This window comes from Micromonospora pattaloongensis, assembly GCF_900107255.1.
In the GTDB taxonomy this organism is placed as follows: domain Bacteria; phylum Actinomycetota; class Actinomycetes; order Mycobacteriales; family Micromonosporaceae; genus Micromonospora_I; species Micromonospora_I pattaloongensis.
In genome coordinates this window covers 98,185-123,933 of sequence record NZ_FNPH01000001.1, presented here as the reverse complement: position 1 = coordinate 123,933, position 25,749 = coordinate 98,185, and the positions used below count along the sequence as shown (strand labels likewise).

At 74.3% G+C, this 25,749-nt stretch carries 26 protein-coding genes and 2 tRNA genes; 13 read left to right on the top strand and 15 right to left on the bottom strand.

The features are described 5' to 3' along the window. Nucleotides 1-4: 4 nt before the first annotated feature. The 6 genes from hutH to BLW47_RS00635 are packed head-to-tail and all read right to left on the bottom strand — an operon-like array spanning nucleotide 5 to nucleotide 7,729. Entirely contained in the window at nucleotides 5-1,543 is a 1,539-nt protein-coding gene (gene hutH, locus BLW47_RS00660) for a histidine ammonia-lyase (RefSeq protein ID WP_091550074.1), read from the bottom strand. Further along, entirely contained in the window at nucleotides 1,531-2,706 is a 1,176-nt protein-coding gene (gene hutI, locus BLW47_RS00655; RefSeq protein WP_091550071.1) for an imidazolonepropionase, read from the bottom strand. Before hutI ends, hutH begins: the two co-directional genes overlap by 13 nt. After that, nucleotides 2,703-4,028 (bottom strand): formimidoylglutamate deiminase, encoded by a 1,326-nt coding sequence (locus BLW47_RS00650; protein WP_175543508.1) that lies wholly within the window; start codon nucleotides 4,026-4,028, stop codon nucleotides 2,703-2,705. Before BLW47_RS00650 ends, hutI begins: the two co-directional genes overlap by 4 nt. Continuing rightward, complete coding sequence (locus BLW47_RS00645; protein ID WP_091550065.1) at nucleotides 4,025-5,224, bottom strand: allantoate amidohydrolase; 1,200 nt, start codon at nucleotides 5,222-5,224, stop codon at nucleotides 4,025-4,027. Before BLW47_RS00645 ends, BLW47_RS00650 begins: the two co-directional genes overlap by 4 nt. A gap of 3 nt (nucleotides 5,225-5,227) precedes the next feature. Beyond that, nucleotides 5,228-6,877 carry a urocanate hydratase gene (gene hutU, locus BLW47_RS00640; protein ID WP_091550063.1) on the bottom strand — a complete coding sequence of 550 codons (1,650 nt, stop codon included), beginning with the start codon at nucleotides 6,875-6,877 and terminating at the stop codon, nucleotides 5,228-5,230. Between the two features lie 9 nt (nucleotides 6,878-6,886). Continuing rightward, nucleotides 6,887-7,729, bottom strand: a complete 843-nt coding sequence (locus BLW47_RS00635; RefSeq protein ID WP_175543507.1) for a MurR/RpiR family transcriptional regulator — start codon at nucleotides 7,727-7,729, stop codon at nucleotides 6,887-6,889. Nucleotides 7,730-7,814: 85 nt separating this feature from the next. Between BLW47_RS00635 and BLW47_RS00630 the strand changes: the two genes are divergently transcribed. Then, entirely contained in the window at nucleotides 7,815-8,648 is an 834-nt protein-coding gene (locus tag BLW47_RS00630) for a class I SAM-dependent methyltransferase (protein WP_091550058.1), read from the top strand. A gap of 13 nt (nucleotides 8,649-8,661) precedes the next feature. After that, on the top strand, nucleotides 8,662-9,477 hold the full coding sequence (locus tag BLW47_RS00625; RefSeq protein ID WP_091550055.1) for an MOSC domain-containing protein: 816 nt from the start codon (nucleotides 8,662-8,664) through the stop codon (nucleotides 9,475-9,477). A 31-nt stretch (nucleotides 9,478-9,508) separates the two neighbouring features. On the opposite strand, the gene BLW47_RS00620 is transcribed toward BLW47_RS00625, so the two are convergent. The 3 genes from BLW47_RS00620 to bcp form a co-directional block, all read right to left on the bottom strand. Beyond that, nucleotides 9,509-10,027 carry a GNAT family N-acetyltransferase gene (locus BLW47_RS00620; RefSeq protein ID WP_091552284.1) on the bottom strand — a complete coding sequence of 173 codons (519 nt, stop codon included), beginning with the start codon at nucleotides 10,025-10,027 and terminating at the stop codon, nucleotides 9,509-9,511. A 125-nt stretch (nucleotides 10,028-10,152) separates the two neighbouring features. Then, nucleotides 10,153-10,234, bottom strand: a tRNA-Leu gene (locus tag BLW47_RS00615). 67 nt (nucleotides 10,235-10,301) lie between these two features. After that, on the bottom strand, nucleotides 10,302-10,769 hold the full coding sequence (gene bcp / locus BLW47_RS00610; protein WP_091550052.1) for a thioredoxin-dependent thiol peroxidase: 468 nt from the start codon (nucleotides 10,767-10,769) through the stop codon (nucleotides 10,302-10,304). Between the two features lie 127 nt (nucleotides 10,770-10,896). Here bcp and BLW47_RS00605 point away from each other — a divergent pair, with 127 nt between their 5' ends. Genes BLW47_RS00605 through BLW47_RS00590 form a run of 4 tightly spaced genes read left to right on the top strand, consistent with a single transcriptional unit; the run spans nucleotide 10,897 to nucleotide 13,584 of the window. After that, nucleotides 10,897-11,631 (top strand): energy-coupling factor ABC transporter permease, encoded by a 735-nt coding sequence (locus BLW47_RS00605; protein ID WP_091550050.1) that lies wholly within the window; start codon nucleotides 10,897-10,899, stop codon nucleotides 11,629-11,631. Beyond that, nucleotides 11,628-11,975, top strand: a complete 348-nt coding sequence (locus BLW47_RS00600; RefSeq protein WP_091550047.1) for a PDGLE domain-containing protein — start codon at nucleotides 11,628-11,630, stop codon at nucleotides 11,973-11,975. Before BLW47_RS00605 ends, BLW47_RS00600 begins: the two co-directional genes overlap by 4 nt. A gap of 5 nt (nucleotides 11,976-11,980) precedes the next feature. Next, a complete protein-coding gene (gene cbiQ / locus BLW47_RS00595; protein ID WP_091550045.1) occupies nucleotides 11,981-12,766 on the top strand; it encodes a cobalt ECF transporter T component CbiQ in 786 nt (261 codons plus the stop codon). Nucleotides 12,767-12,807: 41 nt separating this feature from the next. Beyond that, nucleotides 12,808-13,584, top strand: coding sequence for an energy-coupling factor ABC transporter ATP-binding protein (locus BLW47_RS00590; protein WP_091550042.1), 777 nt, complete (start codon nucleotides 12,808-12,810; stop codon nucleotides 13,582-13,584). Here BLW47_RS00590 and BLW47_RS00585 read toward each other — a convergent pair. The 4 genes from BLW47_RS00585 to BLW47_RS00570 form a co-directional block, all read right to left on the bottom strand. Continuing rightward, a complete protein-coding gene (locus tag BLW47_RS00585) occupies nucleotides 13,548-14,708 on the bottom strand; it encodes a hypothetical protein (RefSeq protein WP_175543454.1) in 1,161 nt (386 codons plus the stop codon). The two genes, BLW47_RS00590 and BLW47_RS00585, sit on opposite strands and share 37 nt — an antisense overlap. Next, nucleotides 14,705-15,415, bottom strand: coding sequence for a DsbA family protein (locus BLW47_RS00580; RefSeq protein WP_091550040.1), 711 nt, complete (start codon nucleotides 15,413-15,415; stop codon nucleotides 14,705-14,707). The genes BLW47_RS00585 and BLW47_RS00580 overlap by 4 nt, the downstream gene beginning before the upstream one ends. A gap of 7 nt (nucleotides 15,416-15,422) precedes the next feature. After that, complete coding sequence (locus BLW47_RS00575; protein WP_091550037.1) at nucleotides 15,423-15,896, bottom strand: MauE/DoxX family redox-associated membrane protein; 474 nt, start codon at nucleotides 15,894-15,896, stop codon at nucleotides 15,423-15,425. A 64-nt stretch (nucleotides 15,897-15,960) separates the two neighbouring features. Next, entirely contained in the window at nucleotides 15,961-16,563 is a 603-nt protein-coding gene (locus BLW47_RS00570) for a sigma-70 family RNA polymerase sigma factor (RefSeq protein ID WP_425435297.1), read from the bottom strand. Nucleotides 16,564-16,661: 98 nt separating this feature from the next. On the opposite strand from BLW47_RS00570, the gene BLW47_RS00565 reads away from it, so the two are divergent. The 4 genes from BLW47_RS00565 to BLW47_RS00550 all read left to right on the top strand — a co-directional run bounded on the left by BLW47_RS00565 (nucleotide 16,662) and on the right by BLW47_RS00550 (nucleotide 21,787). Next, nucleotides 16,662-17,315, top strand: coding sequence for a zf-HC2 domain-containing protein (locus tag BLW47_RS00565; protein ID WP_091550032.1), 654 nt, complete (start codon nucleotides 16,662-16,664; stop codon nucleotides 17,313-17,315). A gap of 34 nt (nucleotides 17,316-17,349) precedes the next feature. Continuing rightward, nucleotides 17,350-19,014 carry a copper resistance CopC/CopD family protein gene (locus BLW47_RS00560; RefSeq protein WP_091552281.1) on the top strand — a complete coding sequence of 555 codons (1,665 nt, stop codon included), beginning with the start codon at nucleotides 17,350-17,352 and terminating at the stop codon, nucleotides 19,012-19,014. Nucleotides 19,015-19,028: 14 nt separating this feature from the next. Next, a complete protein-coding gene (locus BLW47_RS00555) occupies nucleotides 19,029-19,772 on the top strand; it encodes a YcnI family copper-binding membrane protein (protein ID WP_091550030.1) in 744 nt (247 codons plus the stop codon). Between the two features lie 143 nt (nucleotides 19,773-19,915). Beyond that, on the top strand, nucleotides 19,916-21,787 hold the full coding sequence (locus BLW47_RS00550; protein WP_091550027.1) for a hypothetical protein: 1,872 nt from the start codon (nucleotides 19,916-19,918) through the stop codon (nucleotides 21,785-21,787). A gap of 193 nt (nucleotides 21,788-21,980) precedes the next feature. Here BLW47_RS00550 and BLW47_RS00545 read toward each other — a convergent pair whose 3' ends face one another. Next, nucleotides 21,981-23,306, bottom strand: a complete 1,326-nt coding sequence (locus BLW47_RS00545) for a glycosyltransferase 87 family protein (RefSeq protein ID WP_245736247.1) — start codon at nucleotides 23,304-23,306, stop codon at nucleotides 21,981-21,983. Nucleotides 23,307-23,374: 68 nt separating this feature from the next. On the opposite strand from BLW47_RS00545, the gene orn reads away from it, so the two are divergent. Beyond that, entirely contained in the window at nucleotides 23,375-23,971 is a 597-nt protein-coding gene (gene orn / locus BLW47_RS00540) for an oligoribonuclease (protein WP_091550022.1), read from the top strand. A gap of 108 nt (nucleotides 23,972-24,079) precedes the next feature. Further along, nucleotides 24,080-24,155 (top strand) — tRNA-His (locus BLW47_RS00535). Between the two features lie 147 nt (nucleotides 24,156-24,302). On the opposite strand, the gene BLW47_RS00530 is transcribed toward BLW47_RS00535, so the two are convergent. Next, on the bottom strand, nucleotides 24,303-25,361 hold the full coding sequence (locus BLW47_RS00530; RefSeq protein ID WP_425435296.1) for a L,D-transpeptidase: 1,059 nt from the start codon (nucleotides 25,359-25,361) through the stop codon (nucleotides 24,303-24,305). Here BLW47_RS00530 and BLW47_RS25965 point away from each other — a divergent pair. Continuing rightward, nucleotides 25,330-25,575, top strand: coding sequence for a hypothetical protein (locus BLW47_RS25965; RefSeq protein WP_425435295.1), 246 nt, complete (start codon nucleotides 25,330-25,332; stop codon nucleotides 25,573-25,575). The genes BLW47_RS00530 and BLW47_RS25965 overlap by 32 nt on opposite strands. The last annotated feature ends 174 nt before the right edge of the window (nucleotides 25,576-25,749 follow it).

Below are 25,749 nucleotides of genomic sequence, written 5' to 3'. Positions count from 1 at the left end.
GTCGTCACGCCAGCGGCCCCACTTCGGACTCGATGGCGGCGCGGAGGTCGCGGCCGGCGACGACGGCGCGGGCCGCCTCCATCGCGGGGGCGAGGAAGATGTCCGGGCCCGGCTCGCCGGCGAACCGCGCGACGGTCTCGACGGCGGCCCGGCCGGCCGGCGACGGGGTGAGCGGCGCGCGCAGCTGCAGGCCCCGGACCGCGGCGAGCAGCTCGACCGCGAGCAGGCTGGTGAGGTTGTCCAGCACGGTACGCAGCTTGCGCGCCGCGGCCCAGCCCATCGAGACGTGGTCCTCCTGCATCCCGGAGGTCGGCACCGAGTCCACGGAGGCCGGCGAGGCGAGGCGGCGGTTCTCCGCCACGATCCCGGCGGCCGTGTACTGCGCGATCATCAGCCCGGAGTTGACGCCGGGGTCGGGGGAGAGGAACGCGGGCAGCTCGCGGGAGCGGCAGACGTCGAGCAGCCGGTCGACGCGGCGTTCGGCGATCGCCCCCACCTCGGCGGCGGCGATGGCCAGGAAGTCCGCGGCGAAGCCGAGCGGCGCGCCGTGGAAGTTGCCGGTCGACTCGACCCGGCCGTCGGGGAGCACCACCGGGTTGTCCACCACGCTCACCAGTTCCCGGCCGGCGACCGACTCGGCGAACGACAGGGTGTCCCGGGCCGCGCCGGCGACCTGCGGGGCGCACCGCATCGAGTAGGCGTCCTGCACCGCGTGCGCCAGGTCGTCGCGGTGCGAGTCCATGATGGACGAGGATTGCAGCAGCCGGTGGATGTTGGCAGCCGAGACCGCCTGCCCGGGGTGCGGCCGGATGCTGTGCAGCTCCGGCCGGAACGGCCGGTCCGAGCCGAGCATCGCCTCGATGCCGAGCGCCGCGGTCACGTCGGCCATCGTGAACAGGTGCGCGGCGTCGTGGATGGCGAGCAGCAGCATGCCGAGCATCCCGTCGGTGCCGTTGATCAGCGCCAGCCCCTCCTTGGCGGCCAGCTCCAGCGGCCTCAGTCCTGCTCGTCGCAGCGCCTCGCCGCCGTCGTGCCGCGCTCCGGACTTGTCCAGCACCCACCCCTCGCCGAGCAGCACCATCGCGCAGTGCGCCAGCGGCGCGAGGTCGCCGGACGCGCCGAGCGAGCCGTGTTCGGGCACCCACGGCGTGATGTCGTGGTTGAGCAGGTCGACCAGCGCCTGCGCGACCACCGGGCGGACCCCGGAGTGGCCGAGCGCCAGGGACCGCGCCCGCAGCAGCATCATCGCGCGCACCACCTCGCGCGGCATCGGCGCGCCGACGCCGGCGGCGTGCGACCGGATCAGCGCGTGCTGCAGCTCCGAGCGGCGCTCCGGCGCGATCGACGTGTTGGCCAGCGCCCCGAATCCGGTGGAGACGCCGTAGACGGGGCGCCCGGCGCGCTCGATGCCGTCCACGATGGCCCGGCTGGCCGCCATTGCGGCGACGGTGGAGTCGGCGAGCAGGACCTGTGCGTCGCCGCGGGCGACGGCGAGGACGTCGGCCGGGGACACCCCGGTGGGCTGGACGGTCACGGTTGGCATTGCGGGACTCCGTTGTGCAGGACGTGGGTTACCAGGGGTACGCCCGGCCGGTAGGCCAGGTGCAGGTGGGACGGGGCGTCGAGCAGGATCAGGTCGGCGCGGGCGCCGGGGCGCAGCACCCCGATGTCGTCGCGGCGCAGCGCCCGCGCGCCCCCCGCGGTCGCGGCCCACACCGCCTCCGCCGGGGTCATCCCCATCTCGCGCACCGCCAGCGCGATGCAGAACGACATCGACGAGGTGTACGACGAGCCCGGGTTGCAGTCGGTCGCCAGCGCGACGGTCACGCCGGCGTCGAGCAGCCGCCGGGCCTCCGGGTACGGCGACCGGGTCGAGAACTCGGCGCCGGGCAGCAGGGTCGCGACGGTCGGCGCGTCGGCGAGGGCGTCAACGTCGGCGTCGCTCAGGTGGGTGCAGTGGTCGACGCTGGCCGCCCCGAGCTCGACGCCGAGCTGGACGCCCGGCCCGGGGCCGAGCTGGTTGGCGTGCACCCGTACGCCCAGCCCTGCGGCCTGGCCGCAGGCCAGGATCGCCCGGGCGTGGTCGACGTCGAAGGCGCCCCGCTCGCAGAACACGTCGATCCAGCGCGCGTGCGGCCGGGCGGCGGCCAGCATCGGCCCGCAGATCAGCCCGACGTAGTCGTCGGGGCGGTCGGTGTACTCGACCGGCACGACGTGCGCGCCGAGGAACGTGGTCTCGTCGGTGAACTCCCGCGCGATCCGCAGCGCACGCGCCTCCTCGGCGACGTTCAGGCCGTACCCACTCTTGATCTCGATCGTGGTGGTGCCCTGCCGCAGCGCCTCGGCGCGCAGACGCCCGACGGTGCGGCGCAGCTGGCCGTCGGTGGCGGCGCGGGTCGCGGCGACCGTGGTGCGGATGCCGCCGCCGGTGTACGGCTGTCCGGCCATCCGGGCGACGAACTCGGCGGCGCGGTCGCCGGCGAAGACCAGGTGGGCGTGGCTGTCGACGAAACCGGGCAGCGCGGCGGCCCCCCGCGCGTCGATCCGGCGGTCGGCGGCGGGCGCGTCGGCGGCCGCCCCGACCCAGGCGACGCGGCCCTCCTCGATCAGCAGCGCGGCGTCGCGCCGGATCCCGAGCGGCCCGCCGTCACCGGCGCCGACCACATTGGTCACCAGCTCGCCGATGTTGTCGATCAGCAGGGTCATCGCATCACCTCCGCGATCGCGTGCCGGAGCGCGCGGGGCACGTCGATCGAGACGTGCCGGCCGTCGGCGACCACGGTCCGGCCGTCGACGACGACGTGCGCGACGTCGGCGGCGGTCGCCGCGAAGACCGCGCCGGCCGGGTCGGTGCCGGCGGTGCGCGCGGTGTCCAGCCGGACCGTGACCAGGTCGGCGCGCTGGCCGACCGCGATCCGCCCCGCATCGGCCCAGCCGAGCGCGGCGTGCCCGGCCGCGGTCGCCGCGCCCAGCAGCTCGTCCGGGGTGAAGTGGCCGCGCTGCTGCGTGCGCAGCCGCTCGTCCAGCTCGACCGCGCGCGCCTCCTCGAACATGTCGATCACCGCGTGGCTGTCGCTGCCGAGGCTGAGCGGGCTGCCCGCGTCGGCCAGCCCGCGCGCCGGCCCGATGCCGTCCGCGAGGTCCCGCTCGGTGGTGGGACAGAGGCACACCCCGGTGCCGCTGCCGCCGAGCGCCGCCAGGTCGTCGCCGGTCAGGTGGGTGGCGTGCACCGCCGTCGTGGCCGGGCCGAGCGCGCCGGCGTCGGCGAGCAGCCGGGTCGGGGTCTTCCCGTGGTACGCCACACAGGCGTCGTTCTCGGCGCGCTGCTCCGACAGGTGCACGTGCAGCGGAGCGTGCCGCCGGCGCGCCCACCCGACGACCTCGGGCAGCTGCCCGGCCGGGACCGCCCGGACACTGTGGATCGCGGCCCCGCGTCGGACGTGCGCGCCGGCCGGGGCGAACGCGTCGACCCGTTCCGCCCAGCGCGCCGCGTCCCCGTCGCCGAACCGGCGTTGCGGGCCGGCCAGGGGCGCGCCGTCCACACCGGCCGTGAGGTAGGCGGTGTCGAGCAGCGTCAGCCGGATGCCGGCCGCGGCGGCGGCCTCGACGAGGGCGCTGCCCATCGCGTTCGGGTCGGCGTAGCGGGCTCCGTCGGCGTCGTGGTGCAGGTAGTGGAACTCGCCGACGCAGGTGATCCCGGCGAGCGCCATCTCCGCGTACGTGGCGCGGGCCAGCGCGAGGTAGCGGTCCGGGGTGAGCCGGGCGGCCACCTCGTACATCCGGTCCCGCCACGTCCAGAACGTCCCGCGTTCGGCGTGGGTGCGCCCGCGCAGCGCCCGGTGGAAGGCGTGCGAGTGCGCGTTGGCCAGGCCGGGCAGGGTGAGCCCGGCCAGCCGGGTGGCGTCGGCGGGCGCGGGGGTGACCCCGGCGGTCACGGCGGTGAAGCGGCCGTCGGTGACCTCGATCAGCACGTCGGCGGCGGGCCCCGGCCGGCCCAGCCAGGCGTACTCGGCGTGCCACCGACTCAGTCGCATGCCAGCTCCCCGAGCGCGGCGGCGAGCGCCTCGACACCGGCGACGCAGTCGTCGTCGCCGGCCGTCTCGGCGGGGGAGTGCGACACCCCGGTCGGGTTGCGCACGAAGAGCATCGCGGTGGGCAGGTGCCCGGAGAGCACCCCGGCGTCGTGCCCGGCCCCGGTCGGCAGCACCGGGACGCGCAGCCCGGTCCGGGCGGCGACCGCGGCGCCGAGCCGGCCGCGCAGGGCGTTGTCGAACTCCACGACCGGCGTCAGCGACTCCTGGGTCACGCTGACCGCGGTGCCGTCGCGGCCGGCCCGGTCCCGCGCCTTCGCGGTGACCCCGCCGAGCAGCGCGTCGAGCGTGGCGGCGTCGGCCGCGCGGGCGTCGAGCCAGCCGCGCACCAGCGACGGGACCGCGTTCGTCGCGTTCGGCGTCACCTCGACCCGCCCCATCGTGGCGTGTGCGCCCCGCAGCCGGGCCTCCTTGTTCGCGGCCAGCACCGTGAACGCGTACGTCAGCATCGGGTCGCGGCGGTCGGCCATCAGGGTCGTGCCGGCGTGGTTGCCCTCGCCGGTGAAGTCCAGCCGCCAGCGGCCGTGCGGCCAGATCGCGCTCGCCACCCCGACCGGGGCGTCAACCTCGGCCAGCGCGCGCCCCTGCTCGACGTGGAGCTCGACGAACGCGCCGATCTTCCCCAGCAGGTCCGGGTCGGCGCCGGCCGGTCGGGCGCCGAGCGCCGCCGCGAGCGTCACCCCGTCCCGGTCGACCAGCGCCGCCGCCCGGTCCGGATCGAGCGCCCCGGTCAGCAGCCGCGACCCGAGACACGGCACCCCGAAGCGCCCGCCCTCCTCCTCGGCGAACGCGACGACGCCGATCGGTCGGCGCGGCCGCGCGTCCCGGGCGAGCAGCGTGTCCACGGCGAGGAACGCGCTGACGATGCCGAGCGGCCCGTCGTATCCGCCGCCCTGCGGCACCGAGTCGAAGTGGCTGCCGGTCAGCACGGCGCCGCCGTCGGCCGGGTCGCCCAGCCAGGCGAAGAGGTTGCCGTTGCCGTCGTCGGTCACCGGCATGCCGCGCCGGGCCGCCTGGGCCGCGAACCACTCGCGCAGCTCCCGCTCCGGCTCGGTCCACGCCAGCCGCAGGTAGCCGCCGGTGCGCGGGTCCCGCCCGATCGGCGCGATCTCGTCCCACAGCTCCCGGAACACGCCTCAGCCCTCGGCCATCGGGATGCGGACGCCGTGCGTGGTCGCCACGTCACGGGCGAGGTCGTATCCGGCGTCGACGTGCCGGATCACGCCCATTCCCGGATCGTTGCTGAGCACCCGCTCGATCTTCTGCCCGGCGAGCGCGCTGCCGTCGGCGACGCAGACCTGCCCGGCGTGCAGCGACCGGCCGATGCCGACCCCGCCGCCGTGGTGGATGGACACCCAGGACGCGCCGCTGGCCGTGTTGATCAGCGCGTTCAGCAGCGGCCAGTCCGCGATCGCGTCCGAGCCGTCGGCCATCGCCTCGGTCTCCCGGTACGGCGAGGCGACCGAGCCGCAGTCCAGATGGTCCCGGCCGATCACCACCGGCGCCGACAGCTCCCCGGACGCGACCATCTCGTTGAAGCGCACCCCCGCCCGGTCCCGCTCGCCGTACCCGAGCCAGCAGATCCGCGCCGGCAACCCCTGGAACGCGACCCGCTCGCCGGCCATCCGGATCCACCGCGCCAGCGACTCGTTCTCGCCGAAGAGCTCCAGCACCGCCCGGTCGGTCGCGGCGATGTCGGCCGGGTCCCCGGAGAGCGCCGCCCACCGGAACGGACCCCTGCCCTCGCAGAACAGCGGCCGGATGTACGCCGGGACGAAGCCCGGGAAGTCGAACGCCCGCTCGTAGCCGGCGAGCTGCGCCTCGCCGCGGATCGAGTTGCCGTAGTCGAAGACCTCCGCGCCGGCGTCCAGGAAGCCCACCATCGCCGCGACGTGCCGGGCCATCGATGCCCGCGCCCGGTCGGTGAACTCCGCCGGCTTCGCCGCCGCGTACTCGGCCGCGTCGGCGAGCTCCACCCCGACCGGCAGGTACGACAGCGGGTCGTGCGCGCTGGTCTGATCGGTGACGATGTCGATCTCGACGCCCCGGACCAGCAGCTCGGGGAAGACGACCGCGGCGTTGCCGACCACGCCCACCGACAGCGCCCGGCGCTCCCGCCTCGCGGCGGTCGCCAACTCCACGGCGGCGTCCAGTGAGTCGGCGACGGTGTCCAGGTAGCGGTTCTGCACCCGGCGGGCCAGCCGGGCCGGGTCGACGTCGACGATCAGGCAGGCGCCGCCGTTCATGGTGACCGCGAGCGGCTGGGCGCCGCCCATCCCGCCGCAGCCGGCGGTCAGCGTCAGCGTGCCGGCGAGGCTGCCGCCGAAGCGTTTGGCCGCGACCGCCGCGAACGTCTCGTACGTGCCCTGCAGGATGCCCTGGGTGCCGATGTAGATCCACGAGCCGGCGGTCATCTGGCCGTACATGGTCAGGCCGAGCTTCTCCAGCCGCCGGAACTCCGGCCAGGTCGCCCAGTCGCCGACCAGGTTCGAGTTGGCCAGCAGCACCCGCGGCGCCCACTCGTGCGTGCGGAAGACCCCGACCGGCCGCCCGGACTGCACGAGCATGGTCTCGTCGTCGGCCAACGTGCCGAGCGTGCGGATCATCGCGTGGTACGACGGCCAGTCCCGGGCCGCCCGCCCGGTGCCGCCGTAGACGACGAGCTCCTCGGGGCGCTCGGCGACCTCCGGGTCGAGGTTGTTCATGAGCATCCGGAGGGCCGCCTCCTGCGGCCAGCCGGGTGCGGTGCGGGCGGTCCCGCGGGGTGCGCGGACGGGCTCGTACATGGCGATCTCCTAGTTGACGAAGACGTGTCGTCGGTTGGCGGAGCGCTCGAACTCCTCGAGGCGGTGCTGCGCCTCGGCCGGTGCGGCGTCGCAGATGGCCTGCAGCAGCACCATCGACAGCGTCATCGGCGCGGTGTGCAGGTCGAAGACGAGCTGGGCGCCGACCGCGGCCGGCAACGCGATGTCGGCCAGTTCGGCGGCGGGGCTGATCGCCGAGTCGGTGATGGCGACGATGGCGAGCCCGGCGTCCCGCGCCTCGCGCAGCGCCTCGATCGCCTCCCGCGGGTACCGCGGCAGCACGATGGCGAGCAGCGCGCCCGCCCCGGCGGCGCGGGCCTGGTCGAGGCGGTCGGCGAGCAGGCTGCCGCCGGAGTCGAGCACCCGCACGTCGGGGTGGACCTTGGCCGCGAAGTACGCGAAGTACGCGGCCAGCGGCGCGGCGGCGCGCAGCCCGAGCACCGGCAGCGGGCGGCTCGCGGCGAGCAGCGCCCCGGCGGCGGCCACCCGCTCCCGGTCGGCGAGCTGGTCGGCCAGGTGTCGCAGGTTCGCGACCTCGGCCCGAACCGCCCGCTGCAGTTCGTTGCCGGCGGCCGCGCCCTCGGCGGGCGGCGCCTGGGTGACGACGTCGCGGAGCCGCCGGCGCAGCGCCGGGAACCCGTCGTAGCCGAGCGCCATCGCGAACCGGGTCACCGACGGCTGGCTGACCTCGGCCAGCTCGGCGACCTCGGCGGCGGACATGAAGGCGGCAGCGCCGGCGTGCCGTACCAGGCTCTGCGCGATCCGGCGCTGCGTCGGGGTCAGGCGCGCGCCCTGGAAGAGGTCGAGGACGCGTTCCACCTGCCCATCCGCCATGACGCCGTTGTCATTCACGCGCTGACTCTATGCATGAACTCATTCAGGGTGCAATGTCCCGCGCTGTTCGTGATAAAACGGCCCAGTGACCGCGACCAACTTCCGGCGCACCATCGCGCGCACCCCCCTCGCTCCGGTCGCCGCCTTCCCCAAGCGGCTGGCCCGGGTGGCCCGGCACGACGCGCGCGTGCTCCGGGCCTCTGCCCGCTGGCTCTTCACCTCCCGCGAGCACCACAACTACACGTACGACCTGACCGGCCTCAGCCGCGAACACCTGGCCTGGTTCGTCAGCGTCACCTGTGACGTCCCCGTCAAGCAGGTGCGCGGCTACTTCGCCGAGATCGAGCAGAACGCCGAGCTGCGCGCGCACATCGAGCAGACCACCGCGAACTCCGCCCGCCGCGGCCTCGCCGACCGCCACGTCCGGTACGCCCGCCGGATCGGCTGGTACGCCATCGTGCGGGCCAAGCGCCCCGCCCACGTCGTCGAGACCGGCGTCGACAAGGGGCTCGGCAGCTGCGTGCTCGCCGCCGCCCTGCTGCGCAACGCCGCCGAGGGGCATCCGGGGCGGGTCACGTCGCTGGACATCAACCCCGAGGCCGGGTACCTCGCCAAGGCCAGCCCGTGGAGCGACGTCGTCGACCTGGTCATCGGCGACTCGATCGCCTCGATCGGGGCGCTCGACCGCCCGGTCGACATGTTCCTGCACGACAGTGACCACAGCGTCGCGCACGAACGCCGCGAGTTCGAGGCGATCGAGCCGAAGCTCGCGCCCGACGCCCTCCTGCTCACCGACAACGTCACGGTCACCAACGTGCTCGGTCAGCACGCCGAGCGGACCGGCCGCCGCTTCCTCGCCTACCGCGAGACCCCGGCCCGCCACTGGTTCCCGGGCGACGGCATCGGCCTGGCCTGGTGAGGGGGCCGGCGAGATGCGGATCGAGTCGCTGCACACCTACCCGATCAAGGGCTGTCACCGGCTCGACCACGACGGCGCGCAGGTGGAGCCGTGGGGCCTGGCGGGCGACCGGCGGTGGCTGCTGGTGCGGCCCGACGGGCGCGCGCTGACGCAGCGCGACATCCCGCTGCTGGCCCGGATCCAGCCGGTGCCGCAGCCGGACGGCGGCCTGGCCGTCCACGCCGGCGGCCGGCCGGAGCTGCGCGTGCCGCGCCCCGACGACGGCGACCTGATCGACGTGACGGTCTGGTCGTCCACGCTGGCCGCGACCCGCGCCGGGGCCGCCGCCGACGAGTGGTTCAGCGCGCTGCTCGGTCGGCCGGTGCGGCTGGTCTGGCTCCACGACCCGACCCGCCGCCCCATCGACCCGGCGTACAGCGGGCCGACCGACCGGGTCAGCTTCGCCGACAGCTACCCGCTGCTGCTCGGCAACGCCGCCTCGCTCGACGCGCTCAACGGCTGGCTGTTCGAGTCGGGCGACGTCGAAGGGCCGCTGCCGATGACCCGGTTCCGCCCCAACGTCGTGGTCGCCGGGGCGGCGCCGTGGGCCGAGGACGACTGGGTGGGCCGGCGGCTGCGGATCGGTGACGTGCTGTTCCGCGCGGTCAAGCCGTGCGATCGCTGCGTCGTGACCACCACCGACCAGGAGACCGGCGAGCGGGGGCGGCAGCCGCTGCGCGTCCTGGGCGAGCACCGCAACGTCGACCAGGACCTGATGTTCGGCCTCTACCTCATTCCCGACGGCACCGGCCCGATCGCGGTCGGCGACCCCCTGGAGCCGCAGCCCTAGTTCTGTCTCCGATCGGTTGCGCGGACCCGGCTCAGGCCAGCGCCAGCCACATCAGCACCTCGTCGCGGTCGTCGCCGGGCGCCACCCGCAGCGCCCCCGGCAGCCGGCCGACCTCCTTGTAGCCGCAGCGCTCGTAGAACGCCTCCAGGCCGAGCCCGCCGCGCGCCGTGATGTGCAGCGCCGCCAACCCGAAGCCGCGCGCGAGGCGCTCGGCCTCCCGCATCAGCGCGACGCCGTACCCGCGCCCCTGGCAGTCGGGGTGCACCATCACGCGCTTGAGGACGCAGAAGTGCTCCTTGAGCGCGAACCGGTTGCCGGTGAAGAAGAGCAGCGCGACGAGCCGGCCGTCCTCGTACCCGATCAGCAGGCGGTCGTGCCCCTCCGCGACGCCCGCGAACGTGGCGTCGGCGGTGACCCGCACCTCGTCCCGGGTGACCGGCGCGACGAAGCCGACGGCCCCGCCGGCGTTGGTCACGTCGGTCCACAGCGAGATGATCTGCTCCCGCAGATCGACGGTGAGCTCGGGATCGAGGACGAATCGCAGCTCCATGCCCGCCATCCTTCACCGCACAGCGGACGCAACCACGGCGGTCGCGGTCATCCGTGTCGCACCTAACAACGCGCGGCCCGGCCGGAGGATCGTGCGGATCGTTCGGCCGGGCCGGTGCGTCGTCGTGCGGAAGAGGGGACTTGAACCCCTACGCCCGAAGGCACGGGAACCTAAATCCCGCGCGTCTGCCAATTCCGCCACTCCCGCGTGGGGGAAAGTCTAGAGCGTGTCGGCCGAGACCGGTTGACCGCCGAGCCGCCGACGAGCGGCGCGGTCAGTCCAGGCCCAGGTCCCGGCGGAGCTTGGCGACGTGCCCGGTGGCCTTGACGTTGTACAGCGCCTTCTCGATCTTCCCGTCCTCGTCGATCACGAAGGTCGAGCGGATCACCCCGGTCACCGTCTTGCCGTAGAGCTGCTTCTCGCCGAACGCCCCGTACGCGGTCAGCACCGCCTTGTCGGCGTCGGAGACGAGCGGGAAGGTCAGCGCGTCGCGCTCCCGGAACGTCGCCAGCTTCGCGGGCTTGTCGGGGGAGATGCCGACGACCTCGTACCCGGAGGCCTGCAGCGAGGCGAGCGAGTCGCGGAAGTCGCAGGCCTGCTTGGTGCAGCCGGGGGTCATCGCGGCCGGGTACGCGTAGAGCACGACCTTGCGGCCGCGCAGTTCCTTGAGGGAGAGCGTCTCGCCGGTGTCGGTGGGGAGCGAGAAGTCGGGCGCGGGGTCGCCGGGCGCGAGTCGGGTCATGCGCAAACCCTACCGGCGCGTGCGGCGGGCGTTCGGGGACGGGCATCCGGCTTATTGCAATAACTTGGCAACAACGAGCGTGGGGAAATAGGCTGACGATCGGTCGGGAACGCCAGGGGAGGGGCCAGTGAACGAGCTCGCGCTACACATCCAGAACGGGGTGCTCGACGCCCCCGTCAGCCTCGGGTACGCCGTGCTCGCCGCCGTCACCTTCGGCTTCTGCGTGGTCCGCGGCCGGCGTGACCTCGACGATCGGCTCGCGCCGATGGCCGGACTGGTCGCGGCCTTCATCTTCGCCGTCCAGATGCTCAACTTCCCGGTGCTGCCCGGCGTCAGCGGCCACCTGGTCGGCGGGGCGCTGGCCGCGCTGCTGGTCGGGCCCTGGGTCGGCGCGCTCTGCGTGTCGGTGGTGCTGATCGTGCAGGCACTGGTCTTCGCCGACGGCGGGGTCACCGCGATCGGCCCGAACGTCACCAACATGGCGCTGGTCGGCACCGCGGCGGCGTACGCGCTGATCGCGCTCTTGCTGCGGGTCCTGCCGCGCACCCCGACCGGCCTGGCGGTCACCGCCTTCGCCGCGTCGGTGGTCAGCGTGGTCGCCGCGTCGCTGAGCTTCGTCGTGCAGTACGCCCTCGGCGGCACCACCCGGCTGGAGAGCTACGGCCTCGGCGAGATCGCGATGGCGATGGCCGGCACCCACACGCTGATCGGCATCGGCGAGGGGCTGATCGCCGCGACCACGGTGGTCACGGTCGCCAGGACCCGCCCCGACCTGGTGTACGCGCTGCGCGGCCTGCGCCGCGACGCGGTCGCCCCGCCCGCGCCGGCGCGCCCGGTGCCGACGCCCGGAGGTGTGGCGTGAAGCGCACGACGTGGTTCGTCCTGAGCGGCCTGCTGGTGTCGCTCCTGCTCGCCGGCGTGGTGAGCAACTTCGCCTCCGGCTCGCCGGACGGGCTCGACTCGGCGTCCACGAAGGGCTGCACGGTCGACGCGCACGGCGAGATCACCGGCGGGACGTGCATGGCGAGCAACGCGAAGGATCATGAGCTGGGCGACAGCCCGTTCGCCGACTACGCGCTGCGCGGCGTGCAGAACCCGTACCTCGCCACGGCGATCTCCGGCGTGGCCGGCGTGCTGCTCACCTTCGCGGTCGGCGGCGGCGTCTTCTGGTTGGCGCGCGGCCGCCGCACGCCGACGCCGGAATAGCGTCGATGGGAGCTGCGGAGACGGGGCAGGGGCACGCGCACGTGCTGCACCTGGAACGCGACGGCGTGCTGCACCGGCTGCCGCCCGAGGTGAAGATCGCGGCGATGGCGGCGTACACCCTCGTGGTGGTCGTCACCCCGCGGGAGGCGCTCTGGGCCTTCGCCGGCTACGCCGCGCTGATCGTCGCGGTCGCGGCGCTCGGCCGGATCCCGGCCGGCTGGCTGGCGAAGCGCGCCCTGATCGAGCTGCCGTTCGTCGTGTTCGCGCTGGCGCTGCCGTTCCTGGCCGGCGGCGAGCGGGTCGACTGGCTCGGGCTGCGGCTGTCGGTCGAGGGGCTGTACGGCGGCTGGAACATCCTGGCGAAGGGGACGCTCGGGGTGCTGGCGTCGCTGATCCTGGCCGCCACCACCACGTCCCGCGACCTGATCGTCGGGCTGGACCGGCTGCGGTGCCCCCAGATCCTCACCCAGATCGCCACCTTCATGCTGCGTTATCTCGACGTGCTCGCCGCTGAGGCGCGGCGGATGCGGGTGGCGCGGATCTCCCGCGGCGACGACCCGCGGTTCCTGTGGCAGCTGCGCGGCTTCGCGGCCGGGGTGGGTGCGCTGTTCCTGCGCGCGTTCGAGCGGGGCGAGCGGGTCTACCTGGCGATGGTCTCGCGGGGGTACGACGGTCGGATGCCGGCGGCCTGGCACGCGACCGGCGTCGCGACCGCGGGACAATGGGTCGCCGCGGCGGTCGTACCGCTCGCCGCGGCGACGATCGCCGTCGCGGCGACGGTTCTCCGCTGAGCCGCCGCGCCGACGGCCGTCCTGACATGACGGGAGCAGCGATGGGCGTGGAGCTCGCCGGGGGGACCACCCCGTCCCTGGACGTGCGCGGGGTGCGCTACGCCTACCCCGACGGGCACGTCGCGCTGGACGGGGTCGATCTGACCGTGGCCCGCGGCGAGCGGGTCGCGTTGCTGGGCCCAAACGGCGCCGGCAAGACCACGCTGGTCCTGCACCTGAACGGCGTCCTGGGCGGTGGCGGCGGCGTCGTATCGGTGGCCGGGCTCACCGTCGACCGGGACCGGCGCACGCTCGCGGAGATCCGGCGCCGGGTGGGGATCGTCTTCCAGGACCCCGACGATCAGCTCTTCCTGCCGACGGTGGGGGAGGATGTCGCGTTCGGCCCGGCGAATCTCGGGCTGCGCGGCGCGGAGCTGGCGGCGCGGGTCGACGAGGCGCTGGCGGCGGTCGGCATGACGGAGCACCGTGACCGGGCCCCGCACCACCTGTCGTTCGGGCAGCGCCGCCGGGTGGCGGTCGCCACCGTGCTGGCGATGCGTCCGGAGATCCTGGTGTTGGACGAGCCCTCGTCCAACCTCGACCCGGCCTCGCGCCGCGAGCTCGCCGGGATCCTCCGGGCGCTGCCGGTGACCCTGCTCATGGTCACCCACGACCTGCCGTACGCGCTGGAGCTCTGCGAGCGCTCCGTCATCCTCGACGCGGGCCGCATCGTCGCCGACGCCCCCACCCCCCACCTCCTAACCGACCCCCCGCTGCTGGCCCGGCACCGCCTAGAACTCCCCTACGGCTTCACCCCGCCACTCCCCGCCCCCCACTGATCCGCGTGATCAGGGAGTGATTCGGGCGAGTCGTCGGCGTGCCGTGAGACGGGCCCCTGATCACGCGGATCATCGCGGGGTGCGCGGGAGGCGGCGTGCATCCGCAGCGCGCCGGCGAGCGCCATGCCGGCCCCGGTGGCGATGACCACGACGATCACGGTCCGTGCCGTGCCGGCCGGCCACGGGACCGGGGCGATCGCCCGGGTGAAGACCGCGGCGTTCGCGGCGCCGCCGAAGATGCCCAGGCAGGCGCCGGCCAGCGCGAGCGCGAAGTCGGTGGCCGGGCGTCGGGCGAGGGCGTACGCCGCGGCGGCGAGCGCCCCGAGCCCGGTCAGCACCGGCCAGATCTGGCCGACGAGCAGCCCCTGCAGGATCGCGCCGAGCGTCTCCGCCCCGGCATCGAGTTCGCGGCCGACGGCATAGCCGACGGCGAGCAGGCCGGCGGCGGTGCCGAGCGCGGCGAGCGCGACGGTGCCGGCCCGGCCGGCCCGGGACGGCGCGGGCAGCAGCCCGAGCGCGCCGACGGCGAGCGCGCCGAGCAGGCTGACCGCCCACCAGAGGCCCGGGCTGGGCGGCGGCACCCAGTCCAGCGTCCCGTGCACCTCGATGGCGGCGACGCCGTCGCGCAGCGGCACCACCCAGTCGCGGACGCGGTGTTCGCGGCCGGGATCGGCGCTGACCGCGGGCGGCGGGGTGGCGCTCATCCAGTGGGTGCGGTGGTCGTGCCAGCGCACCACCGGCTCGGTCGCGACGCGTTCCCAGAGCGGCGGCAGGGTCGGGTCGGCGGTGGCCGGCGGCTGGGTGTCACCGGCGAGGGTCTCGTTCAGGTACGCGGCGGGGGAGCGCTGGTTCTGATAGACGCCGTCGGGGCGCAGCTCCAGGTAGGGCTCGCCCTCGTAGCCGAGCACCTCGATGGTGCGGCCGGTGCGGTTGCTGACCTCGATGCGGGCGCCGGCCTCGACCGCGCGCACGGTGAGCCCGGCGACCGGCGGGGTCACCTCGGTCACCGCGGTGCGGTAGTCGGTGCCGTCGGGGGCGTCGGCCCCGTGCGCGGCGGCCGGGGCGGCACCGGCGAGCGCGGCGACGACGCCGGCGACGACGGCCGCGAGGGCGCGCCCGATCACTTGCCCGCCGCGTCGACCGCGGCCGTGATGGCCTGCGGGTTGCTGTCGGTCGGCTTGCCGTTGACGTACGCGCTCGGGGTGCCGATCACGCCCCGCTTGCTGGCCGCGTCGGTGACGTGTGCCGTCCATGCCGTGTACTTTCCGTCGCGTACGCACCGACCGAAGGTATCTCCCAGCCCGATGCCACTGCCGATCGAGATGAGCTCGTCGTCGGAGAGCCCGGCCCCGCCCTCGGGGGGCTGCCGTTCGAAGAGCGCCCTGGCGTACTCCCGGTATTTGCCGCCCTCCGCGGCGCAGGCGGAGGCCGCGGACGAGCGCGTCGAGTAGCGGGTGCTGGAGAACCGGTCGAGGTAGGCGACCGGGTGGTAGATCAACGTCACCTTGTTGGCGGCGATCAGCTGGTCGACGGTCGCACCGCCCTGCTGCTCGAACTGCCGGCACGCCGGGCAGATGAAGTCCTCGTACAGGTCGAGCTTGACCGGCCCGGTGCCGACGGCGATGCCCGAGGCGTCGTCGACGGCCCCCGGCGGCGCGGTGTACGTGTGCGGGCGCTGATTGGAGTAGACGACGTACCCGATCATGCCCGCGATCGCCAGCGCGATCACCGCGACGACCGAGGTCCAGAGGGTGCGCCTGCGTCGGCGCTCCCGCGCGATCTCATCGCGCACCATCCGGGCGGCCGCCTTCTGGCCGGTTCGTTTGCTCATCGGGTGCTCACCGCCGGTCGAGGAAGGAATCTACGGACAGTCGGGTGCGGGGGCAGCCCAGGAGGAACGCGGCGAGCAGCAGGAAGCCCAGGTCGCGCAGCAGCTCCGGGCCGTAGCTCGGGCTCTGCCCGGCCGGCAGCTCGCCGCCGGTGCCGAAGCAGCCGCAGTCGATCGCCAGCCCGCGGACCCAGGCCGAGGCGATGCCGGCGATGAAGACCAGCAGCAACGCCGCGGAGACGCCGGCGACCAGGCGGGTCGCGAGGCCCAGCAGCAGGAGTACGCCGAGCGCGATCTCCACGAAGGGCAGCGCGGCGCCGATCACGCGCGCCAGCTCGTACGGCATGACGCGGTAGGCGTTGACGGCCCGCCCGGAGGCGGCCAGGTCGCCGACCTTCGTCGCGCCGGCGTAGAGCCACACCGCGGCGAGCCCCATCCGCGCCGCGGTGCCGAGCCAGGGTTGGACCGTCCGCCACCGGGACATGCGCTCCGTCACGATCGTTAGTCGTTCGGGTCGCGGACGGAGTTCCGCTTTTCGTCCGGGTTAATCAGCTGGCGAGCGCCTCGCCGACGGCGGTGACCAGGTCGGCGCGGGCCCGCGCGACCCGGGAGCGGATCGTGCCGACCGGCACGTCCTCGATCGTCGCGGCCTCGGCGTAGGACAGCCCCAGCACCTGGGTGAGCACGAAGGCGGCGCGGCGCTCGTCGGGGAGCCGGCGCAGCAGGTCGGTGGCGCCGAGGTGCAGCGCGGGGTCGGGGTGCCCGATCTCGGCGTCGGCGTGCGCCGCGAGGCGCCGGTCGAGCTCCCGGCGCCGGACCACCGTCCGCAGGTGGTCGGCGCAGGCGCGCCGGGCGATGCCGAGCAGCCAGGTGCGGGCGGTCGCGCGCCCCTCGAACGAGGGCAGCGCCCGGAACGCGCGCAGATAGGTCTCCTGGGTCAGGTCGTCGGCGCTGTTGGTGTCGACCAGGGCGGCCACGAAGCGCCACAGCTCGGCCTGGGTGGCCCGCACGAAGGCGGCCGGGGCCACGGCGTCGCCGTCGCGGGCGGCGAGCGCCCAGTGCGTGGCGTCGTCCAGCACAAAGCCGGCCGGCGCGTCGGCGCCCTCGCCGTCGCCCACGCCGACCCGTGCGTCACGCGGAGCCGGGATCACGGCAACCCAGGGTACGCGGCGGGCGTCGATCGGTGTGTCCCCCGTCGCGGCCCGCAGCTGCCGGGAACTTTTTCCGCCCGGCGACCGACTATCCCCGCATGACGTGCGACGAGATTCGGATCGCGCTGTCGGCGCGGCTGGACGGCGAGGACCCGCAGGCGCCGGCGGCCCGGCTGGACGGGCACCTGGCGGGCTGCGCCGCCTGCCGGGTCTGGCTGGCGCGGGCCGAGCAGGTGACCCGCGCGGTGCGGGTGCAGCCGGCCGAGGTGCCGGACCTGACCGCCGCGGTGCTCGCCGCCGTGGCGGCCGACCCGCGGGGCCCGGCCGCGGCCCGGCGCCGGGCGGCCGCGGCCGCGCGGGGGCGCCGGCAGATCCTGCGGGTCGCGGTGGCGGTGGCGGCCGTCGCCCAGCTCGCGGTCGCGCTGCCGATCCTGCTCGCCGGCTTCGGTGTCGCCGTCGATCCGCACACCAGCCGGGAGATGGCCTCGTTCGATGTCGCGCTCGCGGTCGGTTTCGCGCTCGCCGCGTACCGCCCGGAGCGGGCGCAGGCGTTCGTGCCGGTCGCCTTCGTGCTCGCCGTCTGCCTCGCCGGCACCAGCGCGGTGGACATCGCCAACTCCACGACGCTGCTGGTGCACGAGATCGGACATCTGGCCGCGGTGGTGCAGGCCGTTCTGCTCTGGGCGCTGGGGCGGGTCAGCGGCGGCCGCGCGGGGCCGGTGTCGACCGCGGCCGCCGCGGGACGCGGGTGAGGTGGGTCGCGCCCGGACGTCCGGGTCGGCGAGCATGTCCGGCATGACTGCCGTGATGAACCGGGCCGCGGCGCGGTCGACCGTACTGGTCGGGTTGCTGCTCGCCGTCCTCGCCGCGTTGCTGGCGCCCGCCGCGCCGGCGTTCGCGCACGCCGTGCTGGTGAGCAGCAGCCCCGCCCCGGAGACCGTGGTGCCGGCGGCGCCCGCTCAGGTGGTGCTCACCTTCTCCGAGCCGGTCCGGGAGGTGCCCGGCAAGATCCGGGTGATCGGCCCGGACGGCAAGCGCGTCGACCGGGGCGAACCGGCGTTCAACGGCACCACCGTCACGATCACCGTCGACCAGGGCGCCCCGCGCGGCACGTACCTGGTCAGCTACCGCGTGATCTCGGCCGACAGCCATCCGGTGCCCGGCGGCTACACCTACTCGGTGGGCGAGCGCACCGTCGCGCCCGCCGACTCCGAGACCGCGGACCGGGCCGACACGGCGGTCACGGCCGCGATCCCGGTGGCCAAGTTCCTCGGGTACGCCGGCCTGGTGCTGCTGGTCGGCCCGGTGCTGGTGCTGAGCCTGCTCTGGCCGCGGCGGCTGCCGCGCGGCGGCCCCGCCCGACTGGCCTGGGCCGGGGTCGGGCTGGTCGCGTTCTCGACCCTCGCGGGCTTCTGGCTGCAGGTGCCCTACACGATGGGTGGCGGGCTGTTCGACGTCGACGTCGCCGGGTTGAGCTCGGTGCTGAGCAGTCCGTTCGGCACCGCGCACCTGGTGCGGATCGGGATCCTGCTGGCCGCGGCGCTGCTGCTGCGCCCGGTGCTCGCCGGCACCGAGGGGCGCGTCGACCGGCCGTTGCTGGCCATCCTGGCGGTGGCGGGGCTGGCCACCTGGCCGCTGGCCGGGCACCCGGCCGCCTCTCCGGTGCCGCCCGTCTCGGTCGTGGTCGACACCGTGCACCTGGCCAGCATGGCGGTGTGGCTGGGCGGGCTGCTGATGCTCGTCGCCTTTCTGCTCCGGCGGGCGGACCAGCGGGAACTCTCGGCGATCCTGCCGATCTGGTCGCGCTGGGCCACGCTGGCCGTGACGGCGTTGCTGCTCGCCGGCACGGTGCAGGCGCTGATCGAGGTCGGCACGCTGGGCGCGCTCACCGGCACCACGTACGGGCGGATGATCATCGCCAAGATCGCGCTCTTCGTCGTGGTGATCGCGGTCGCGGCGTACTCCCGGCAGCTCGTGCGCCGGGCCGTCGCGGGGGAGGGGCCGGGCCGGATGCGAGGGGCGGTGCTCGCCGAGCTCGCCATCACCGCGGTCGTGCTCGCGGTCTCCGCGGCGTTGGTGCAGATCACGCCGGCCCGGACCGCGATCGGGCAGACCGAGCGCGCCGGTCCGGGCTACTTCTCCACCCGGCTCGACAGCAGCATCTACTCGCTGCAGGTCGAGATCGATCCCGCGAAGCGGGGGAACAACACAATCCACGTGTACTCGTACACCCGGGACAACAAGCCGCTGCCGGTCGTGGAGTGGAAGGCGACCGCGGCGCTGCCCGCCAGCGGGGTGGAGCCGGTCGACATCCCGCTGCTGCCGCTCACCGACAACCACGTCACCGGGGAGATCAACCTGCCCGCCGCGGGCGAGTGGCAGCTGCGACTCACCGTCCGCATCTCCGACATCGATCAGGCCACGGTGACCGCCACCGTGCCCATCACCTAGAGGAAGGTCCGTACATGTTCCGTCACCGGCGCTCCGCGACGACCGCGGCAGCTCTCGCCCTCGGCGCAGCCCTCGTCGGCGTGCTCGGCTTCGCCGCGCCCGCGTCCGCGCACGTCTCGGTCAACCCGAAGGAGGCGACGCAGGGCGGGTACGCCCGGCTGGCGTTCCGGGTGCCGAACGAGAGCGACACGGCCTCCACCACGAAGGTGGAGGTGGTGCTGCCGGAGAACGCGCCGGTGGCGTCGGTCTCCACCATGCCGGTGCCGGGTTGGACCGTGACGACCGAAAAGCGCAAGGTCGACCCGCCGCTGGAGGTGCACGGCAGTCAGGTCACCGAGGCCATCTCGAAGATCACCTGGACGGCGAGCGCCGACGCCGGCGTGAAGCCGGGGCAGTTCCAGGAGTTCCCGGTGTCGATGGGCCCGCTGCCGAAGGTCGACACGATGGTGTTCAAGACGCTGCAGACCTACTCCGACGGCAACATCTCGCGCTGGATCGAGGAGCCGCCGGCCGCCGGTGGCGAGGAGCCGGAGCACCCGGCGCCCGTGCTGAAGGTGCTGCCGGCGGGTGCGACGCCGGCGACCTCGCCGGCCGCCGCTGCGGCCGGGGACGACGATGACCGCGACGACGAGTCCGAGAGCGACTCGGTCGCGCTGGGGCTGGGCATCGCCGGTCTGGTCGCGGGGCTGGGCGGGCTGGCGCTGGGCGGCCTGGCGTTCGCCCGTACCCGCCGGACGGCCGGGACCCCCACGGCCTGAGGTGTCGCCTCGCCGCTGACCCGCCGGATCGACCGGCGGGTCAGCGGTTTTTCCACTCCGTCGGCGCGGCGACGCACTGCATCACGTGTCCACCTGATCACCGTCGGTATGGTCGAGCCGTACGGTGATCTAGGAGGGACGCGATGCGGGTCGTTCGCGCGATCGTCGGGATGCTGCTGCTCACCGTCGGGGTGCCGACGTTCTTTGTCGGCGGTGCCCTCTGGATGGCCGCGCAGCACCGCGACGCCGGCGGCGCGTTCAGCGGCTCCATGCAGCGGCTCGAGCGGACCGGCAGCGCCGTCGTGGTGCCCGACCTCGACGCCCTGCTGGCCCGGGACGCGCCCTTCACCCGCGACGACCGCACCACCCTGCGGATCACCGCCCAGACCGAGGCCGGGCCGTCCTTCGTCGGCATCGCGCCCAGCGCCCTGGTGACCAGCTACCTCGCCGGCCTGCCGCACGCCCGCGTCGACGCGGTCGGGGTGGCGCGCGGGCCGCTGCCCGTGCAGCTGACCCGGGTCCCCCGGGGCGGTGTCGAGCCCGTGCCCGCCGCCGAGCCCGCCACGCAGTCGTTCTGGCTGCGCCAGGGCGTCGGCGCGCTCGACCTGACCCCCGCCGAGCTGCGCGGGCAGGAGGTGGCGCTGGTCATCATGCGCCCCGACGGCCGGCTCGCGGCCGGCGTGGAGCTGCGCGCCGAGGTCCGGCCGGGCTGGCTCGACCCGACCAGCTGGGGCCTGCTCGCCCTCGGCGCCCTCGCGATCGCCGCCGGCACGGCCGTGCTGGCCTGGCCGACCCGGCCCCGCGAGGTCGTCATCGTCGTCGAACCCGACCAGGTGCCCGCGCTCGCCGCCCGCCTCGGGCTCCAGACGCTCAACGGCATCGGCCGCGACGCCACCGTCCCGGCCGGAACGGCGCTGCCGTCTCCGTCCGCGCCCGGCTCCGCGGCGCAGACCCTGCCGTCTCCGTCCGCGCCCGGCTCCGCGGCGCAGGCCCCGCCGGCCTGGCCCGCCCCGTCGACGCGACCGGCGACGCTCGCGGACACCACCGACGCGTCCCCGTCGAACCCGTCCGCGACCGGGTCGCCCGCCGTGCCGTCCGGCCGCGCCGGCGACGAGGTCCGGCCCGGTCCGGTCCGGCCCGGTCCGGTCCGGCCGCCGGTGACCCCGACACTGGCCTGGCCGCCGGCGCCGGACGCCGTCGCGGGCACGCCGGCGTCGGACGCCGCGCCCACGCACAACGGCGCGGCGGAGACGGTCGCCACGAGGGCGGTCGCGCCGGCGACGCCGGGCCGCCACGCCGCGCCCACCGCACCCGCCACGGCCACCGCGGCCGCTCCGGAGTCCGGGTCGGGCACCGAGGGCCGGCACGCGGCGCCGACGCACGACGGTGATCCGGCCGCGCCCACCGAACCGGCGGCGGCATCCCGGAACGCGCTGCCGCTGCCGCCCGCGACCTGGCGCGGCGGCCCACGGCCCGACGCGCCGCGCACCCCCGTCCGCGAGGTCGCCGCCGCGACGCGGCAGCGGCGCGCCAACGACGACGCGGCGACCGCGGAGCCGACGCCGGGGCGCCGGCCGGACTCCGCCGACGCGCTGGCCGGTCCGACCGCGGAGGCGCGGCGGGCGACGCTGCCGGCGGGGGAGGCGCGGGCCGCGGCGCTGGCGCAGACCCCGGCCCTGCCGGTGGTGTCGCACCAGCCGCCGTCGTCGGCGACGCCTGGGCTGGCGGGGACTTCCGCGGCGCCGGGGGCGCCTGGGCTGGCGGGGACTTCCGCGGCGCCGGGGACGCCTGGGCTGGCCGGGACTCCGGCGGCGGCACCCGCGAAGCGCCGCCGCAAAACCGCGGGCGGGCTGCCGGCCCCGGACGTGCTGCCGATCATCGTCCCGCCGCTCAACGTGCCGCCGATGAACGTCGTGCTGCCGCGCGGCGGCCAGAGCCGCCGGCGGAACGCGGCGAAGTCGGGCACGGTCGCGAAGGGCGGCGAATCGGCGTCCGGGAACGCGCCCAGAAGTTAGCCTCGACCGGTGCGGCCGGTGAGGGCGTCCCGCCGCAAGCCGCCAGGGGCAGCGGCTCGCGAGTGGCCCTCCGCGCTGCCGACGCGGAGGGCCACTCTTCACCGGGGATCGGTGCGGAGAGGCGTAACCGTTAACGCCAGATTAGTGGTATCCGTGCGTACTGACTAGATCTGTCCATTTAGTGCAACATCTGCTATTGCTGGGCGCCCGGCGCCGGGGTCGCGTCCCGCTCGGCCGCGTCGTGCCGTCCCCGAACCGGCAGCAGCACGAGCAGCGCCAGGGCGAGCAGCACGTAGACGTTGCGGAGCACGAACTCCACCGGCGAGTCCGTCGGCACGGGCGCGGCGCCCCAGTCGTGGAACGACACCACGCCGTAGCCGATCCCGACGTACACCAGCGTCGCCAGCGCGAGCAGCGCGGCCCGCCGGCGGCGGTCGAGCGCGGCGCGCCGGTCGGCGGGCGGTGGCAGCGGGGCCCGCCGGTCGGCGGGCGGTGGCAGCGCGGCGTCCGCCAGCACGACCAGCGCCGGCACGAACCAGAAGATGTGGTGCGTCCAGGTGATCGGGCTGACCAGCGCGCCGACCAGCCCGGTGAGCGTCAGGGCGGCCACCTCGTCGCCGGCGCGCGCGGCCCGGCCCGCCCGCCACAGCCCGTACCCGAGCACGAGAGCGACCAGCGCGAGCCAGATCAACCGGTTGGGCGGCTCGGGGGCGACGAGCCGGCTCAGCAGCCCCTGCAGCGACTGGTTGCCGGTGTAGTCGGTGCGGCCGACCCGCTCGGTCGCCCAGAGCGAGTGCGTCCAGAACTGCCACGAGTCGCGCGGCGCGAACGCCGCCGCGAGCAGCGTCGCCGCGGCGGCCGCGCCGGCCGCGGTCATCGCGGCCCGCCAGCGGCGCGTGACCAGCAGGTAGACGATGAAGATCCCCGGGAAGAGCTTGAGCGCCGTCGCCAGCCCGATGCCGACGCCGGCCCAGCGCGATTTCCGGGGTACGGCGAAGAGCAGGTCGGCGAGGATCAGCACGACCAGCAGCATGTTGATCTGGCCGAAGTTGATCGTCTCCCGGGACGGCTCGATCAGCACGACCAGCGGCACGGCCAGCGCCACCATCCACCACCGGGAGATGCCGCGCCGGTCGGCGAGCGGGATCACCAGCCAGCGGGTGGTGACGGCGATGGCGACCAGGGTGCCGATCGTGAAGGCGGTGATCGTCACGCCGAGCGGAAGCGCGGCGAACGGCCGCAGCAGCAGCGCGGCGAACGGCGGGTACGTGAAGTAGAGCTCGCCCTGGACGCGGTCGGACTGGGCGTAGTCGTAGAGCGGGTTGCCCTCCGCCCACCAGCGCAACGCGCTGATGTAGATGCGCAGATCGAAGAAGTCGTGGTGGTTGCCGAACCGGTAGACGAGGGCGTCCCCGGCGACGGCGAGCGCGACGAGTACGGCGAACCAGCGCCCCGTCGATCGCGGAGCGCGCGTCGTCGTCGGGGCCGGTGTGGGGGTTCCGGCGGGCACGGCTGGCACGACGGCAACCCTAACGGTGTCGTGTCACAGCCGCGTTGAGGCGTATCGGGACGGGCGACGCGTACGCTGTGGCCGTGGCTGATCTTCTTGTCTGGATCGATTGTGAGATGACCGGCCTCGACCTGGGCAAGGACGCCCTGATCGAGGTCGCGGCGCTGGTCACCGACTCGAACCTGAACGTGCTGGGCGACGGCGTCGACCTGGTCATTTCCGCCGACGAGGAGACGCTCGCCGGGATGCCCGAGGTGGTCCGGACGATGCACGAGAAGTCCGGTTTGACCGAGGAGGTCCGGCGCTCGACGGTGACGCTGGCCGAGGCCGAGGAGCGGATCCTGGAGTACGTCACCAGCCTGGTGAAGGACCCGCGCTCCGCGCCGCTCTGCGGCAACTCGATCGCCACCGACCGTGGCTTCATCGCCCGCGACATGCCGCGCCTCGACGCGTACCTGCACTACCGGATGATCGACGTTTCGTCGATCAAGGAGCTCTGCCGGCGCTGGTACCCGCGGGTGTATTTCGGGCAGCCGCCGAAGGGGCTGGCGCACCGCGCGCTGGCCGACATCCGGGAGAGCATCCGCGAGCTGGAGTACTACCGGCGGACGGTCTTCGTGCCGCTGCCCGGCCCGGACGTGGAGACCGCGAAGGCCATCGCCGCCGAGCTGTGAGCGGGGTCGCGCAACGCCGACGGTAACCCGCTCGACGATGACCGCCAGGATGTGGCTATCATTGGTCGGCACGGCACGCGGGGTGCGCCCCGGGTGCTGATCCGCATGGTGGCTGTAGCTCAGTTGGCAGAGCACCGGGTTGTGGTCCCGGGTGTCGAGGGTTCAAATCCCTTCAGTCACCCCAGCAGCCGTCAGGGCCGGTCTTCGGACCGGCCCTGACGCGTTTCCGGGGTACGACGCGTTTCCGGGGTCCCGCAGGGCCCGCGAGCGGCATCGGACAAGCGGAAGGGCCGGCCAGCGGGTGCTGACCGGCCCTTCCCTCGTGCGTCGCTCAGGGCGTGGTGGAGGTGTCGTCGCCCGAGGCGGCCGACGATGGCTCGAACGGGATCGCGCTGCCCTTGACGAACTGGTCCCAGCTCATGTTCCAGACCGTCCAGCCGTTGCCGTTCTGCAGCTTGACCTCGGTGCCCTTGACCGTGATCGGGTCGCCGATCAACGTCTGGTTGAACAGCCAGGCGGCGTTCGCGGTGGACATGTTGACGCAGCCGTGCGAGACGTTGGTGCGGCCCTGCTGGGCGACCGACCAGGGCGCGGCGTGGATGAACTCGCCACCCCAGGTCAGCCGCTGGGCGTACTCGATCTTCGTCCGGTAGCCCTCCTCGGGGCCCAACTCCCGGAAGGTGTCGAAGATCGTTTTGCGGAGTTTCTCCATCACGATCATCGTGCCGCTCGACGACGGGGTCTTGGGCTTGCCGAGGCTGACCGGGATGGTCCTGATGACCTTGCCGTTCCGCCGGACCGTCATGCTCTTGCTGGCATTGTCGACGGTCATGATCGTGGCGGCGCCGATGCTGAGGTCGACGGTGAAGTCGGATTGGCCGTACCAGTTGCCGCCCATCGGCAGGCCGCCGGTCTGCACCTTGTAGCTGATCTTCGTGCCGGCCTTCCAGTACTGCTTCGGGCGGTACTGCACCTCGGTCGGGCTGATCCAGCTCCAGATGCCCTCCTGGGCCGGCGTCGACTTCACCGTCATCCGGCGCTGCACGTCGTCGCGGACCCCCTCCGGCACGGCGCGGCCGAACCGGACGATCAGCGGCATCCCGACCCCGACCACGGCGCCGTCACCCAGGAAGCTGCTCACCTGCACCAGGTTGGCCGGCTTCTTCATGGTGGTGAAGCTGCTGGTGGTGGTGGCGGGCTTGCCCTCGTCGTCGGTGACCGTCACGGTCGCCGTGTACGCAGTGCCGTAGTCGAGCTGGCCGCTCGGCAGCCAGCTGTCGCCGTCCTTGCTCAGTGCGCCCTTGACGGCCTTGCCGTCGGCGTCCTTGAGCTGCACGACGGTCTTCGCGGCGTCCTTGGTGCTGAACGTGATCTCGGCCGAGGCCGGCACGTTCCTGGCGTCGGCGGCCGGGCCGGTGATGGTCGCCGAGGCCTTTGACGGCGGTTCGGTGGGTGAGGCCGCATTGCCCTGCCATGATGGTGACTGGTCCCCGTTGCCCCGCGTGCACGCGCCGGTGAGCGCCAACACGGCGGCGAGTGCGGAGGCCGCGAAGACCCGCGCCACCGTGGTCCGTCGCGGCCTACCGGCAGGCCGCGTCAGGTGATCTTGGCTCGTTCGCATGATCCCCTCACAATTCCACTCCGATGCCCATCGTCCACCAAAGACGCCTCACGGCAAACTCTGGTTTCATGGCGTGAAGAGGAACACTCCCAGCGTTGGCCGGTATGCCGGAAAATAGTGACCTTTCGGCCAGGGCTTTGTAGCTGATCTATCCTTA